15 protein-coding genes and 1 rRNA gene are annotated in these 14,774 nt (G+C 37.9%); 3 read left to right on the top strand and 13 right to left on the bottom strand.

From position 1 onward, the window contains the following. Position 1: 1 nt before the first annotated feature. Positions 2 to 748 (top strand): alpha/beta hydrolase, encoded by a 747-nt coding sequence (locus CBM15_RS18360; RefSeq protein WP_008408489.1) that lies wholly within the window; start codon positions 2 to 4, stop codon positions 746 to 748. 144 nt (positions 749 to 892) lie between these two features. On the opposite strand, the gene CBM15_RS18355 is transcribed toward CBM15_RS18360, so the two are convergent. The 3 genes from CBM15_RS18355 to groES all read right to left on the bottom strand — a co-directional run bounded on the left by CBM15_RS18355 (position 893) and on the right by groES (position 4,433). After that, positions 893 to 2,266 carry an S-layer homology domain-containing protein gene (locus CBM15_RS18355; protein ID WP_087618584.1) on the bottom strand — a complete coding sequence of 458 codons (1,374 nt, stop codon included), beginning with the start codon at positions 2,264 to 2,266 and terminating at the stop codon, positions 893 to 895. Positions 2,267 to 2,400: 134 nt separating this feature from the next. Beyond that, positions 2,401 to 4,032, bottom strand: a complete 1,632-nt coding sequence (gene groL / locus CBM15_RS18350) for a chaperonin GroEL (protein ID WP_008408487.1) — start codon at positions 4,030 to 4,032, stop codon at positions 2,401 to 2,403. A 116-nt stretch (positions 4,033 to 4,148) separates the two neighbouring features. After that, complete coding sequence (gene groES, locus CBM15_RS18345) at positions 4,149 to 4,433, bottom strand: co-chaperone GroES (RefSeq protein ID WP_008408486.1); 285 nt, start codon at positions 4,431 to 4,433, stop codon at positions 4,149 to 4,151. 276 nt (positions 4,434 to 4,709) lie between these two features. Between groES and CBM15_RS18340 the strand changes: the two genes are divergently transcribed. Continuing rightward, complete coding sequence (locus CBM15_RS18340) at positions 4,710 to 5,438, top strand: CPBP family intramembrane glutamic endopeptidase (protein WP_087618583.1); 729 nt, start codon at positions 4,710 to 4,712, stop codon at positions 5,436 to 5,438. A gap of 90 nt (positions 5,439 to 5,528) precedes the next feature. On the opposite strand, the gene tatC is transcribed toward CBM15_RS18340, so the two are convergent. The 3 genes from tatC to CBM15_RS18325 all read right to left on the bottom strand — a co-directional run bounded on the left by tatC (position 5,529) and on the right by CBM15_RS18325 (position 7,312). After that, positions 5,529 to 6,353, bottom strand: coding sequence for a twin-arginine translocase subunit TatC (gene tatC, locus CBM15_RS18335; protein WP_087618582.1), 825 nt, complete (start codon positions 6,351 to 6,353; stop codon positions 5,529 to 5,531). A gap of 17 nt (positions 6,354 to 6,370) precedes the next feature. Beyond that, positions 6,371 to 6,598, bottom strand: a complete 228-nt coding sequence (gene tatA / locus CBM15_RS18330; protein ID WP_008408483.1) for a twin-arginine translocase TatA/TatE family subunit — start codon at positions 6,596 to 6,598, stop codon at positions 6,371 to 6,373. A gap of 78 nt (positions 6,599 to 6,676) precedes the next feature. Then, positions 6,677 to 7,312: a redox-sensing transcriptional repressor Rex gene (locus tag CBM15_RS18325; RefSeq protein WP_008408482.1), complete on the bottom strand. Its 636-nt coding sequence runs from the start codon at positions 7,310 to 7,312 to the stop codon at positions 6,677 to 6,679. 245 nt (positions 7,313 to 7,557) lie between these two features. Here CBM15_RS18325 and CBM15_RS18320 point away from each other — a divergent pair, with 245 nt between their 5' ends. Beyond that, the gene (locus CBM15_RS18320; protein ID WP_087618581.1) at positions 7,558 to 9,498 is read left to right on the top strand and encodes an ABC-F family ATP-binding cassette domain-containing protein; all 1,941 of its coding nucleotides are present in this window, start codon (positions 7,558 to 7,560) and stop codon (positions 9,496 to 9,498) included. A 576-nt stretch (positions 9,499 to 10,074) separates the two neighbouring features. On the opposite strand, the gene tsaD is transcribed toward CBM15_RS18320, so the two are convergent. The 7 genes from tsaD to rrf all read right to left on the bottom strand — a co-directional run. After that, positions 10,075 to 11,088 carry a tRNA (adenosine(37)-N6)-threonylcarbamoyltransferase complex transferase subunit TsaD gene (gene tsaD / locus CBM15_RS18315; RefSeq protein ID WP_087618580.1) on the bottom strand — a complete coding sequence of 338 codons (1,014 nt, stop codon included), beginning with the start codon at positions 11,086 to 11,088 and terminating at the stop codon, positions 10,075 to 10,077. Continuing rightward, positions 11,088 to 11,531: a ribosomal protein S18-alanine N-acetyltransferase gene (gene rimI / locus CBM15_RS18310; protein ID WP_087618579.1), complete on the bottom strand. Its 444-nt coding sequence runs from the start codon at positions 11,529 to 11,531 to the stop codon at positions 11,088 to 11,090. The genes tsaD and rimI overlap by 1 nt, the downstream gene beginning before the upstream one ends. After that, complete coding sequence (gene tsaB, locus CBM15_RS18305) at positions 11,531 to 12,235, bottom strand: tRNA (adenosine(37)-N6)-threonylcarbamoyltransferase complex dimerization subunit type 1 TsaB (protein WP_087618578.1); 705 nt, start codon at positions 12,233 to 12,235, stop codon at positions 11,531 to 11,533. Before tsaB ends, rimI begins: the two co-directional genes overlap by 1 nt. Then, positions 12,232 to 12,684, bottom strand: a complete 453-nt coding sequence (gene tsaE / locus CBM15_RS18300; RefSeq protein WP_087618577.1) for a tRNA (adenosine(37)-N6)-threonylcarbamoyltransferase complex ATPase subunit type 1 TsaE — start codon at positions 12,682 to 12,684, stop codon at positions 12,232 to 12,234. Before tsaE ends, tsaB begins: the two co-directional genes overlap by 4 nt. Positions 12,685 to 12,947: 263 nt before the next feature. After that, entirely contained in the window at positions 12,948 to 13,286 is a 339-nt protein-coding gene (locus CBM15_RS18295) for a hypothetical protein (protein WP_087618576.1), read from the bottom strand. 150 nt (positions 13,287 to 13,436) lie between these two features. After that, entirely contained in the window at positions 13,437 to 14,528 is a 1,092-nt protein-coding gene (locus CBM15_RS18290) for an NADH-dependent flavin oxidoreductase (RefSeq protein WP_087618575.1), read from the bottom strand. 132 nt (positions 14,529 to 14,660) lie between these two features. After that, positions 14,661 to 14,774, bottom strand: a 5S ribosomal RNA gene (gene rrf, locus CBM15_RS18285); the annotation flags it as partial.

Genomic DNA, 14,774 nt, shown 5'->3' with positions numbered 1-14,774 from the left:
AATGAAACTCATCGCGCCGAAACCTTTTACAATTGAATCCGGAAAACGTGCCGTATTATTGCTGCATGGCTTTACCGGCAATACAAATGATGTAAAACGTTTAGGAAAATATTTAGCGGATCGTAACTATACAGTACATGCACCATTATATAAAGGCCATGGTGGTGGCCCTGACTTATTAATTCAATCTCAACCCGCTGAATGGTGGGACAGTGTTATAGAAGGCTATGATGAATTGCGTAATCGTGGCTATGAAGAAATTGCAGTAGCAGGTGTTTCTCTCGGCGGCATCTTCTCTTTAAAGCTTGGCGAAGAACGTCCGACAAAAGCGATTGTTACAATGTCTGCTCCAGCAACAGCCAAATCAACAGATAGTTTACAAAATCGGATTATTGACTATGCTATTAACTATAAAAAGTTATCGGGCACTTATGATGAATCAGTTGATAGCCGTAATAAAATTGCTGAACTCGTGAAAATGCCTTCATTAAACTATTTACAAAATATGATTAATGAAACAAGTGAAAAACTAAATGTTATCAACACTCCGGTCCACATTTTACGTGGCTTGGAAGATGATGAATATTATTGTGAAAGTGCTGATCTAATTTATAGTTCAGTAAATTCACGAATTAAATCAGTTAAAACTTTCATTAATTCCGGACATATATTAACATTAGGGAAAGAACGCGAATTAGTGTTTGAAGAAATTTACCGTTTCTTTGAAGGGTTAAAGTGGAAAGAATAATTATTACCACTTTAGCTGATAATTGACATTGTGTCCCCTTGCAAAAATCCCCGTTTTTGCAATGATATAGACGAGTTTGCTTTTGTTTACTCGTCAGCAAAAAACGAGCGTTAAATGGATCCCCGTCCATTTAACGCTTGTTTTTTATTGTTTATTTATTGCCAGCACTAAAATTTTCGCTATTTGAGCACGTGTGACATTGCCTTTAGGTGAAAATGTTGTAGCACTTGTTCCCTGCACTACGCCCGTATCATATAAAAAAGTAATCGCTAACTGTGCTTCACGATCATAGTTCGCTATATCTTGGAAAGGCGCCAGTTTTGCCGGTTCGTATTGATGCCCAGCTTGAACAGTTGATAGACGCATTAAAATTAATGCTAACTGTGAACGTGTAATTTTGCCCTGCGGATTAAAAATCCCGTTGTTTTCTTTAATTAGCCCCGCTTCATATGCAGCGGCAATCCCATTTTGAGTTTGCTGTGCATAATGACTAATATCATTAAAAGGTGCTTTATTTTTTGCAGTTAATCCAAAAGCCTGTGAAATGACAGATATTACTTGAGCACGCGTCATATTAGCATTCGGCTGGAATGTACCATCCTCATACCCATTCATAATACCCTTTGCATAGACAACATCAATATAATCTTTGCCCCAATGGTTTTGAATATCAGTAAATGGCGCTTTTGCAATCTCGCTATCCGTTGTATCTTCTTCTGTTTCTTTGAACAAAGCATTCAAATAATCCTTCATCATCGCATCCGCAACGACTTGATAACCTGCTTCACTTAAATGAATATTTTTAGGGTTCGGTAAATACGTTTTTGCGTCCGTTGCAATCTGTGCTGCCACTTCAGTAAATATACCCCCATTATCTTCTACAATACGCTTCATTGAATTATTCAAATTCGTTACTAGCATGTTTAGCTGTTTCTGAATTGCCGGATCTTCAATATAAGGAAACGGATTGTAAAGTCCCATGACGATCATATCAACTTCAGGATTAATTTTATAAATGCCGTCGAAAATCTTTTTATAGTTTACCGCTACATCCTGAATGCTCTTAATAACACCTGCTGTATCAAAACTAAACTCACCCGTTTCAGAGCGATTTACATTCTTTAAAATATCATTTGCTCCAACACTTAATGTAATCAGGTCTGCCTGATGAATCGCTTCCTGGATTGCTACTGATTTTTGCGAAACACCATTTAAATCGTAAATAGGTTTAGTGACATTTTCTTCAATACCCTTTAAAACGTCGACTGTTGTATAACCTGGATAAGAAAAACCTTTATTGAATACAATCTGGCTTTTCTGATCTTGGTACTGTTTAGCAAGTAAGTCTGCATAACCAAAACCAATTTCACCGTTTTCATTCATTCCCGCTGCCAGTGAGTCACCAAGCGCTACATAATGAAACGACTTACTTTCATCTTCTGCCTGCACTATATTTGTGAATGGTAAAACGAGTTGTAAAACGAGCACAAGTGCAAGTAAAACCGAAAACTTTTTCATCCAATTCCCCCTTATTTTGGAACATTTCTACATTATAATTTATCAATTATTAAAATACAAAACAATAAAAAATCGATTGCTTTGCAAAGAACAAAACAATCGATTTTTATAAATATGTCGGATTCTTATTGGAATTACATCATTCCTGGCATACCCATGCCACCCATGTCCGGCATACCGCTGCCTGCTGGTTCTGGAATATCTGCAACTACTGCTTCTGTTGTTAAGAATAGAGAAGCTACTGACGCTGCATTTTGTAATGCTGAACGTGTCACTTTCGCTGGGTCAACTACGCCTGCATCAACCATGTTTACCCACTCGCCTGTTGCCGCATTGAAGCCAATACCTACTTCTTCACGTTTTAAACGGTCAACGATAATTGAACCTTCTAAACCAGCGTTTTCAGCAATTTGACGAACTGGTTCTTCTAAAGCACGTAAAATAATACGTACACCTGTTGCTACATCGCCTTCTACTTGATCCAATACTCTTTCAACTGCCGCATAAACATTTAGAAGTGCTGTACCACCACCTGATACGATACCTTCTTCTACTGCTGCACGAGTTGAGTTCAATGCGTCTTCAATACGTAATTTGCGCTCTTTTAATTCTGTTTCTGTTGCAGCACCAACTTTAATAACTGCAACACCGCCAGCTAATTTTGCTAAGCGCTCTTGTAATTTTTCTTTATCAAATTCAGAAGTTGTTTCAGCAAGTTGTGCACGGATTTGGTTTACACGACCAGCTACTGCATCAGTGTTACCAGCACCTTCAACGATTGTTGTGTTATCTTTTGATACGATAACTTTAGCAGCACGACCTAAAGTTGATAAATCAGCTGATTTTAAATCTAAGCCAAGATCTTGTGTAATTACTTGACCCCCAGTTAATACTGCAATATCCTCTAACATTGCTTTACGACGGTCACCGAAGCCTGGAGCTTTTACTGCTACAGCATTGAATGTACCACGTAATTTATTTACTACCAATGTTGCAAGTGCTTCACCTTCAACATCTTCAGCAATAATTAAAATTGGACGACCTTGTTGAACCACTTGTTCTAATACTGGTAAAATCTCCTGAATGTTTGAGATTTTTTTGTCTGTAATTAAAACGAATGGATTATCAAGTACTGCTTCCATTTTATCCGTATCTGTTACCATATAGTGTGATGCATAACCACGGTCAAATTGCATACCTTCTACTACATCTAATTCTGTTGTAAAACCTTTTGATTCTTCAATTGTAATAACGCCGTCGTTTCCTACGCGCTCCATCGCATCCGCAATGTATTGACCGATTTCTTCATCAGCCGAAGAAATTGCCGCTACTTGTGCGATAGATTCTTTATTTTCAACTGGACGTGCAATTGCCTGAAGCTCTGTTAATGCAGCAGCAACCGCTTTATCCATACCTTTACGAATACCTACTGGGTTAGCACCAGCTGTTACGTTTTTAAGTCCTTCACGAATCATAGCTTGTGCCAGTACTGTTGCAGTTGTTGTACCATCACCTGCGATTTCATTCGTCTTAGAAGCTACTTCCGCTACTAATTTTGCCCCCATATTTTCATATGCGTTTTCTAACTCAATTTCTTTTGCGATGGATACACCGTCATTTGTAATAAGGGGAGAACCGAATTTTTTCTCTAAAACAACGTTACGTCCTTTAGGTCCTAAAGTTACTTTTACAGCGTTAGCTAATTTATCTACACCAGATGCCATTAATGAACGTGCTTCTTCTGAAAACTTAATATCTTTTGCCATAATTCATTTTCCTCCTAAATTTTACGATCTATTTTTTTGATTTATTGTTTATGAAGATGTGCAGCTAGCAATGCTTAGTATGTATAACTAGCTGCAATTTTCTTTTGATTTTGTAATTATCCGACAATTGCAAGTACATCGCTCTCACGCAGGATTAAATATTCTACGCCGTCGTACTTCACTTCCGTACCAGAGAATTTAGAGAAGATAATTTCGTCGCCTTCTTTTACGTCAAGCTCAAGACGAGTGCCGTTGTCAAGAACACGACCTGTACCTACTGCCACTACTTTACCAGTTTGTGGTTTTTCTTTTGCTGAGTCGGGTAAAACAATACCAAATGCAGTTTTTTCCTCTACCTCAACAAGTTCGATAATGATGCGATCTCCTAATGGTCTTAACAATTGAAACAACCTCCTAAGAAATTTTCTATTTTTAGCACTCTCATTTGTCGAGTGCTAACACATTTATTAGTTTAATGAATTCCATATTTTTTTGCAAGTATGTGCACTAAAAAATTTTGATTTATTGGCAAATTCCTCTACAATAATGTTAAATGTATAACAGTGGGCTATCATAATAGCCCATATTAAACTCTATAATAGAAGGTACAGCATTCCACATACTTTTTTGGGATGTGTAATTCTACTAGTCAGTAAGAGAAAGAAGGTTTTTCATCCGTGACTTCCCGTTCATCAGATAAGTTCAAAACGCAGAAGACCGCATTTTATGTGTTAATAACTTATATCATCTGTCAGTTATCAGTCTTATTACTTATATTCATCCCAGGCTTAAAAGATTCCCTTTTACAACTATTTTCTGGTATGTCTGAGCAGGATCAACTTATAAAATTATCTGCTTGGTGGTCAACTATTTCATTTGCGGTTGCCTTTATTGTGAGTTTTATATTAATCTCCCGCAATAAGCAATTTTGGGATGTATTTAAAGGGGAAAAGGCATCAATTGGTGCTTCTATTGGATGGGGTATCATCGGTTTCTTCCTTGTCTTTTTAGGGCAGACAATCGGCGCATACATTGAACTTGCTTTAGGAATTGATATGGGATCGGAAAATACCGAAGCCATTATGAGTGTCACAAAGGTGGCGCCGGTTATGATCATTGCGACTGTCTTATTAGGACCAATCTTGGAAGAGCTTGTATTCCGTCGTGTAATTTTCGGTTCAATTATACAAAACTATAATTTCTGGATTGCGAGCATTATTAGTGCAATTGTATTTGCTGCGATTCATATGGATTTTACGCATATTTTACTGTATACAATTTGCGGTATGATCTTCGCATTTTTATATCATAAAACAAAGCGCCTTCTCACACCGATTATCGCGCATATTTTATTAAATGGTTTCGTCACATTTATCCAAATGAATGCCGATAAGTTTCAAATATAACTTTTACCCGCTATTTTACATAGCGGGTTTTTTATATAACCTTCTTTAAAGGAAATAAAAAAAACGCTACCAAATTCGATAGCGTTACCATTAACTGTTATTCATCTGCTCCATTTGCCGACGCTGCATTTCGAGTAGCTCTTCTACCTGCAGCTCACGCCCTCGTTCCTCTTCTGCTAAAATCCGCTCTTTTTCAGCCACTTCATATTTTCGATAACCAAGACGTGCAATGACAATACTTACTTCATATAAAATAAATAGTGGTATTGCAATAATGATATTCGATACTAAATCAGGCGGCGCCAGCAATACCGAAATCACGATTAATACAAAATACGCATATTTTCGGAATTTCACCATGAGTTTCGGGTTAATAATTCCGAGACGTGAAAGAAACAGCGTTAAAACAGGCAATTGAAATAGCACCGCAAAAGGCACTATTAACTTAATTAAAAATGAGAAGAATTCATTAATACCGATTGTTTGCGTAATATTCAAATCATTGGATAATTCCGTCATAAAGCGCATAATAAATGGAAATAACACAAAATAAGCAAAGGCTATTCCCCCTATACACAGCGCAAAAGCATACGGAATATATTTCAATGTTGCCTTACGTTCAGCCTCATGCAAACCAGGTGTTATAAAAGCCCATAGCTGGTATAGCAGTATTGGCGATACAATAACGGCAGCTACAATAAATGTGACTTGTAAATACACGGTTAAAGGATCTGCCGGACTAAATGCATTCATCGAAAAACTGGCAGCTAAATCGCTGCGTTGAATGTATCGAATAAGCGGTTTCGCCGTATAGAATCCGACGAAAAGAGCCATCACGAAGAAAATCGCCACAAAAAATAAGCGTTTTCTAAGCTCTTCCATATGTTCAACTACGGTTAATTCTCTTGAATTCATAGCAATACATCCTTATTTTACTTAACTTCGTTTTTTTCGTTCTCTTTATGTTCAATCACTTTTTTCTTTGTATCGAAATCGTCGTCGTCGTCCGTCAAGCCTTTCGTAGCGCTACGGAATTCACGTAAAGTTGTCCCCATTGCACGACCTAATGATGGCAATTTTTTGGGACCGAATATTAGCAAAGCAATCAGTCCAATGATTATTAGGCTCACAGGTGTAATCGCATTTAAATGTACAATCACTATAGCCACCTCCTCTATTATTATGTATATTTTACATTAATTAACTAGAATTTGCTATTTATAGTAATGAACATTTTGTTACTTACCTGAGTTTCGTACTAAATACGTAAGTGCCTGTAATTCTACCGATAGATCGATGTTCATCACTTTAATCGTGTCAGGAACAGATAATCGTACTGGTGTGAAATTTAATATACCTTTTGCATTTATTTTAACGAGTCGGTCTGTCATCATTTGTGCTGAGCGGGAAGATACCGTCAATATTGCTAACTCCGCGCCAAATTCCTCATACATTTCCTCCAAACGATCTGGATGGAATACTGGAATATCACTTATCGTCGTTCCTTCCATCGGTGCTTTCGAATCAAATGCAACAACGATACGCGTGTTGTGATTTTTTTGGAAGTTATACTTTAATAAGCCATTCCCCAGATTCCCGACTCCTATTAATGCAACATTCATTACCTCGTCCTGGTCTAAAGTTTGTCGGAAAAACTCCAGTAAGTACTGGACATCATATCCATACCCCTTTTTACCGAGTGCCCCAAAGTAAGAAAAGTCACGTCGAATCGTAGCAGAATCTATTTTCATCGCATCACTTAATTCCTGTGAAGAAATACGCTTTTTACCTTCAGTTGCGAAGTTTTTCAAAAATCGATAATAAAGAGGAAGTCTTTTTGTTGTTGCTTGTGGAATTTTTACTTCTTGTTTCACACATTCTCCTCCTATGTACATTTGGAAATCTTTTTCAAATAATGCCTCTGTATAACGTGTCAAGATGACCTACACGATTTGATCAAGTAGTTGTCGCCAAGCGATATGACACGCTTAACATAAACCCCACTCTTTGTGCAGAAGCAAGTTAATCTTACTAAACAAGGAGCGACAAGTAAAGTATCCATCGTTGCGTACAATGTTCCCATCCATTAAACTAAATAGGAGAAACTGAGGTGTAAACAATGATTGTCTTACAAGTAAATCAATTATATAAATCCTTTATTACAGATGAAATATTAAGCGGTGTAAAATTAGAAGTGCAGCACCGTGATCGTGTGGCATTAGTAGGGCGAAACGGTGCCGGCAAGTCCACATTATTAAAAATAATTGCCGGACAAATGAGCTACGACTCTGGTGAAATTATTATTCCAAAAGATATTCAAGTCGGCTATTTGGAGCAGCATGCAGGCATCGACTCTGAACTTTCAATTTGGGACGAAATGATGACAATTTTCGCAAACTTGCAAAACCAGGAACAAACGCTGCGTCAACTTGAACAGCAAATGGCCGATCCTGCCATTTATGAAGATAGCGAACAATATGCACGTATCATGGCAGAGTATGACCAGTTGCAGCATGATTTCAAAGATGCAGGCGGTTATCAGTATGAAGCCGATACCCGTTCTGTTTTGCATGGTATGCAATTTTTCCCTGAAGATTATCAAAAGCCGATTCGTTCTCTATCCGGGGGACAACGGACACGACTGGCCCTCGCAAAGCTTCTTTTGTCAAAGCCCGACCTCCTTATTTTAGATGAACCGACCAACCATCTTGATATTGAAACACTGTCATGGCTGGAAGGCTATTTAAAAGGTTATGATGGAGCTATTTTAATCGTCTCGCATGACCGTTATTTCCTAGATCAGGTCGTGTCGATCGTTTATGAAGTATCCAGAACAAAAGTGTCGAAATATGCAGGGAACTACAGTGCTTATCTAGATGAAAAGGCAAAGAACTATGAACGTGATTTAAAAATGTATGAACGTCAAATGGATGAAAAAGCCAAGCTCGAAACTTTTATTCAAAAAAACCTTGCCCGGGCTTCAACTACAAAGATGGCACAGTCACGTCGCAAAGTTTTGGAAAAGACTAGTTGGATGGAATCTCCTGATGGCGATGAAAAAAGTGCCAACTTCGGCTTTACTATTGAGCGCCAAAGCGGAAATGATGTACTGTCGGTGGATAATTTAACAATTGGGTTCACGAAAAAGGCGATTTCCGAAAATATTGGAATGCGTGTCTTTAGAGAAGACCGTATTGCACTTGTCGGTCCAAACGGTGTTGGGAAATCTACTTTATTGAAAACAATCGTTCAAGATATCGAGGCACTTGCCGGAGATATCCGTTACGGTACGAATGTGCAAATTGGCTACTATGACCAGGAACAGGCGAAACTTCATTCAAATAAATCTGTTCTTAATGAACTTTGGGATGAATGGCCGTTATTAAATGAAAAGGATATCCGCAACATCTTAGGCCGCTTCCTTTTTAGCGGGGATGATGTGTCAAAATCAGTGAACTCCCTATCTGGTGGAGAAAAAGCGCGTCTTGCACTTGCAAAATTAATGATGCAAAAATCAAATTTCCTAGTACTTGATGAGCCGACGAACCATTTAGACTTGGATAGTAAAGAAATATTGGAAAATGCTTTAATTGATTATCCTGGAACGTTGCTATTCGTTTCACATGACCGTTATTTCATTAATCGTATTGCCACTAAAGTTGTTGAACTATCAAGTACGGGTTCGTTCGAATATTTAGGTGACTATGATTATTATGTTGAAAAGAAAGAGGAACTTGAAGAATTAGCTGCAATGAAAGCCGCAGCCATTGAAAAAAATACGACTGAATCGACCGCTCAAACAAAGTCTACATCGATGATTGATAAGGACGCGAAAAAAAGAGAACGTCAAATTCGGCGTGCTATTGAGGATATTGAAAAGCAGATGGGGGCTTTAGATGAAAAAATCGCCGTCTTTGAGGAACAACTTTGTGATCCTGCCATTTTTTCAGATCATGAAAAGACATTATCGATTCAATCTGAGCTGAATGATTTGAAAGAACAGCATGAAACATTTGAAATGGAATGGCTTGAACTAAACGAAGAGCTCGAACAGCTATAATTTTGGAGTGTCCATCAACATATGGGCACTCTTTTTTTAGAGGCAGACGAAAAGCTTGTTTCTCCAAAAATTTATGTTTATTTATTGCTATTGTATAATATTAACCCTTTCTATCATCCAATCTACATAATAATCATATATATAGGTCAATACGCCAAATTTCAACAAATTTCTCCACAATTTTATTCACAATATAAATCTAGTAATATCAACATATCAACATAGTTTTCCACATTATCCACATTTAAAATCAAAGTTATGCACATTGCTGTGTGAAAAAGACACTACTATATATAGATAAGTCACATGTTACCCACAAGTTATTCACACTTTGTGTATAAGTACGCATGTTCGCAAGTTTTTTTGTGGGTATTTAACTTTATCTGTGGATAATTTTCAGAAAAGTTGAACAGTCAATAAAAACTTGTTATAAATGAGATTTATCCATCATAAATTACTAGATTCGACTTTTTTATATTATTGAAAGAAAACAAATTAAATGATCGTTATTTTTTCTATAAAAAAAAGCATGGTGAAAGGATGTACTGCTACATCCTTTCACCATGCTTCTATACCCTATTTCCAGCTCATGAGCTCCATGCCAGGTCGCCCATTCATTGCTAAATTCCCACGAATCCCTGCTTCATACATTTCATACGCAGCTGCACCAATCATTGCAGCATTATCTGTACATAATTTTAAAGGTGGCACATAAAATGGAATACCTTCTTCTTTAAACGCTTGTTCCAATGCTGTCCGTAATCCTTTATTCGCTGATACACCGCCAGCTGCAATTACTTGTTTTACCTGAAACTCACGTGCTGCTCGTACTGTTTTACCCGTCAATACTTCCACTACACTGTCTTGGAAGCCTTTTGCAACATGCTCGGCAATAATTTCTTCACCGCGCTGATCCATATTATGTTTATAGTTAATCACTGCAGATTTTAAGCCACTGAAGCTAAAGTCGTATGAATCCTCCTCCAACCATACACGAGGGAAAGGTACGGCTTCTGTTGCTTCATGGGCAAGACGATCAATATGAGGACCACCTGGATATGGCATATTCAAGACACGGGCTACTTTGTCATATGCTTCACCTGCCGCATCATCACGTGTTTCACCAATAACTTCAAAAGAACCATGTTCACGCATTAGGACAAGCTCTGTATGTCCACCTGATACAACGAGTGCCAACAGCGGAAATTCCATTGGCTGTACTAGATTGTTCGCATAAATATGCCCGGCAATATGATGTGTCCCGATCAATGGCAATCCGTGTACAAAAGCGAAAGCCTTAGCCGCATTAATACCGATTAACAATGCACCGACTAACCCCGGCCCTTCTGTTACGGCAACAGCGGTTAAATCTTTCGGTTCCATATTTGCCTGTTTTAATGCTTCTTCTAAAACAATCGTCATTTGTTCAACATGATGACGTGATGCAATTTCCGGGACAACCCCGCCAAAACGCTTATGACTCTCAATTTGCGATGATACTACATTCGAAATAATCTCCGTGCCATTTTTAATGATGGCCGCTGCTGTTTCATCACAACTTGTTTCAATTGCTAATATATAGTTATCCATTATAAATTCACCCACATTACTAACGCATCTTCCTGGTTATCCGTATAGTAGCCTTTACGAAGACCTCCGTCTAGGAAACCAAGTTTGCGATATAAATTTTGTGCAACAGTATTCGTTACACGTACTTCTAAACTCATGACATCCATATTTGCTTCTTTCGCTACTCGCATCGCTTCACGCATAAGTGTTTCACCAATGCCTTGACCACGTACAGACTTTACAACCGCTACGTTTGTAATCTGTGCTGCATCAATAACAAGCCAAACTCCACAGAAGCCGATAATTTCACCTGTTTCGTCTTCAGCGACTAAATAATGTGCATACTGGTTTTCCGTCATTTCGTAATAAAACGAATCCAATGTCCATGGTGTAGGAAATGATGCGAGCTCAATTTTATGAACGGCCTGAACATCATCTATTGTCATTCTGCGATACCGTACCATTAAAGTTGCTCCTTTTTCTGTTCCTTTATCCAATTCGCTTCTGCTTCTGCAATACGGCGATATTGGGGAACAAAAGCATGAACAGCCTCAATTGTCGGTAATGGCATTTGCTGTGCTAAACCAATTAATTCGGACGCACGCGGTAAATCCATCGTAAATGGAGCACGGATAGCGAAATCACCTAATACTTGCTGAATTTTTCCCATGTACAAATCGACATCTATTCCGACAAAGAATATTGGCTGTTGTAATTGCTGAAGCTTCTGTAATAATCCGTCTATATGATCATGGTGATCTTCAATAATCGGTTCCATAGTATCTGCTTTATATATACCGGCATATACATTTTGACGACGGGCATCGATTAATGAACAGATTGCATAATTAGCAGTACGGGCATTCGCAGCCAATGCTTTCAAGCTTGATACGCCTACCAATGGCTTTTGCAGTGACCATGCCAAAGTTTTGGCAAGAGTGACACCAATACGCACTCCTGTATAAGAGCCGGGACCTTCAGAAACGGCAATTGCATCAATCTGTACCGGGGTAATGCCTGCCTTGTTTATTACTTCTTCAATTGCCGGCATGGCACCAACCGAATGTGTTAATTTTATATTTTGCACGACTTCTGCAATTACTTTATTATCTTGTACTATGGCGACAGAAAGCGGTGCATTTGCTGTCTCTATTCCTAACCAAATCATTTTAATAACTCCTCACAAAGACGATCATATTTTTCGCCTATCGGTTTCAATACAAATTTACGTTTCGTTTCGTCGATGCGTATAATTTCAATTGCTAAACGCTCTTCAGGCAAATCTTCCTGAATAAGATGTGCCCATTCCACAACTGTTACAGCATCCCCATAAAAAATTTCTGCCCAGCCTAAATCTTCATCGCTATCTTCCAGACGATATACATCCAGGTGATTAAGTGGTATACGTCCTACATATTGCTTCATAATTGTAAATGTCGGGCTATTGACCGTTCGTTTTACTCCAAGCCCTTTTGCAAAGCTCTGTGTAAATGTCGTTTTGCCCGCCCCTAAATCACCTTCAAGTGTAATCGTATACTGTGGCTCGACTAATTCTGCCAGTCTCATCGCAAGTGCTTGCGTTTCTTCCAGCGTATTTATATCTTTTTCAAATATCATTTGATTGCTTCCTTCCACAAAAAAATCCATTATCTCTAGTTTACTTGAACTGAGGCAATTGTTCAAAATGTATCACTTTTATATTGACCTTACTCAATAACGTTAATATAAAGTAGCTATGAAAAAAAGAAAAACACTCATTTTTTTCTGAGAAAAAGTGAATGTTCCTGAACTTTCTTTTATTTAATTTTCATTATCTGGAACAATAAGGATAGTGAAGAAGTATTATGAGAACATACGTGTAACCTTATTTTCTGCAATCACTAACGCTTTGATTTTCCTTTGCGTTCCACTATTTCTTTTTTTACCAATACATCATCCTCAAATTTTAGGCGATATCCTTTCGTCAGAAGAATTTCATCATTCCATTCATAAGTACCGTTATTAATTTGCTGACCGGCACCCCCAGAAATACGCACTACGTCTAAATAAGACATCCCTTCTTTTACTTCTTTATACTCTTCTTCATTCATGTATTTTTGCCATACGTATGTATTGCTTTCTTCTATCTCTAAAACTTCATCATGACAAGCTGTTATTAGCATTGTCAGCAACATAACGAGACAAATAGATAGGAAGACATAAAAACCCTTTTTATTCATTCGTATCCCCCTCAATTATCCTTATAAAACCATTCCCGAAATTAAGTGGTTCAAACATTACTAAAATGAAAAGGAGAATACGAACGTATTCGCATCCTCCTTATTTAAATAAACTTAAACTCTTATATTCATGAACTAGCCTTTATTAACTTATATACCGGGAATCCAACCTGGTCTTGACAGTATTTTCTCCATTAAAGGACCTGGAATTACAGTATCGATTTCCTTATCATAAGCTGTTACTACACTTTCCTCATTCTGTACCTTTTCCACCCAATGAGGTTCAATTAATAAGGCACGACCAAGTGCTACTAAATCTGCTCCTAACTGTAATGCCTGATCTGCTTCTTCACGAGTATAAATTGAACCTACACCAATTAATGGTTTACGGCCATTTAACAAGCTGTGAATTACAGAAATACGATTTTGTTGGCCGTTTTTATAACGATGTGTTTCAGATTTAAAATCTCCAAGTGAAATATGCAAATATGTTAGCGCTGTTTTCGCTAATTCATCTACTAATCTTACTGTATCATCCATCGTAATACCATCTTCTTCAGGCTCTTCCGGGCTGAAACGGTAACCGACAATAAATTTTTCATCAGCATATTTGTTTTTCACTTTAATTACTTCTTCTACAACTTCCAATGGGAAACGCAATCTATTTTCAAATGTTCCCCCGTATTCATCTGCTCTTTTATTTGTAAAGGCAGAGAAATACTGTTGAATTAAATACGTATTTGCACCATGGATTTCAACGCCGTCAAAACCTGCTTCAACAGCTCTTCTTGTTGCTTCAGCATATGCTTTAACCATTTCTTTTGTTTCTTCAAGAGTTAATGCACGTGCTTCTTTTTTCTCAATTGTAACAGCTGTACTTGCACTAACAACATCTCCATTTGGTACTAAATGTTGTAGTGATTGTCGGCCTCCATGATGAATTTGTAAAACCGCTTTAGCACCCCCTTGTTGAATAGCCTGTGCAATTCTTCGCAAGCTTGGAATATAGCGATCTTCATGAGCGGCGATTTGTCCTGGGAATGCTTTTCCGTTTGCTGCAACATATGCGCATGCTGTAATGATCATTCCTGCTCCTTCAGCACGTTCTTTATAATATGTGATTTCCTCATCGGAAACTGTATCATCTTCATTTGCAGAGTAAGTTGTCATAGGTGCCATTACTAAACGATTACGTAACTCAACCTGTTCATTTAATTTAAACTTTTCAAAAAGTGCTTTCATTACAATTCCTCCCTTTTGCTATGTATGTACTTTAACGAAACTGCATTTTATTTTCAAGTTAGAGCTCCTCATAAATTTAAATGAGGTTTTTAAAACAAAAAAAACCACTGATTCCTCAGTGGTTTTGCGTGTGCGAAGCGACGTCCTACTCTCACAGGGGGAAGCCCCCAACTACCATCGGCGCTAAAGAGCTTAACTTCCGTGTTCGGTATGGGAACGGGTGTGACCTCTTTGCCATCATCACTT

This window comes from Solibacillus kalamii (assembly GCF_002174535.1).
GTDB lineage: Bacteria > Bacillota > Bacilli > Bacillales_A > Planococcaceae > Solibacillus > Solibacillus silvestris.
The sequence above is the reverse complement of the archived record's forward strand: the minus strand, read 5'-3'. Positions and strand labels throughout refer to the sequence as shown.

Excerpts from the sequence above, each read along its gene's own strand:
- CBM15_RS18355 (WP_087618584.1), bottom strand. The coding sequence starts at position 2,266 with ATGAAAAAGTTTTCGGTTTTACTTGCACTTGTGCTCGTTTTACAACTC.
- CBM15_RS18290 (WP_087618575.1), bottom strand. The coding sequence starts at position 14,528 with ATGAAAGCACTTTTTGAAAAGTTTAAATTAAATGAACAGGTTGAGTTA.
- groL (WP_008408487.1), bottom strand. The coding sequence starts at position 4,032 with ATGGCAAAAGATATTAAGTTTTCAGAAGAAGCACGTTCATTAATGGCA.
- CBM15_RS18295 (WP_087618576.1), bottom strand. The coding sequence starts at position 13,286 with ATGAATAAAAAGGGTTTTTATGTCTTCCTATCTATTTGTCTCGTTATG.
- tsaE (WP_087618577.1), bottom strand. The coding sequence starts at position 12,684 with ATGATATTTGAAAAAGATATAAATACGCTGGAAGAAACGCAAGCACTT.
- tsaB (WP_087618578.1), bottom strand. The coding sequence starts at position 12,235 with ATGATTTGGTTAGGAATAGAGACAGCAAATGCACCGCTTTCTGTCGCC.
- CBM15_RS18320 (WP_087618581.1), top strand. The coding sequence starts at position 7,558 with ATGATTGTCTTACAAGTAAATCAATTATATAAATCCTTTATTACAGAT.
- CBM15_RS18360 (WP_008408489.1), top strand. The coding sequence starts at position 2 with ATGAAACTCATCGCGCCGAAACCTTTTACAATTGAATCCGGAAAACGT.
- tsaD (WP_087618580.1), bottom strand. The coding sequence starts at position 11,088 with ATGGATAACTATATATTAGCAATTGAAACAAGTTGTGATGAAACAGCA.
- tatC (WP_087618582.1), bottom strand. The coding sequence starts at position 6,353 with ATGAATTCAAGAGAATTAACCGTAGTTGAACATATGGAAGAGCTTAGA.
- rimI (WP_087618579.1), bottom strand. The coding sequence starts at position 11,531 with ATGGTACGGTATCGCAGAATGACAATAGATGATGTTCAGGCCGTTCAT.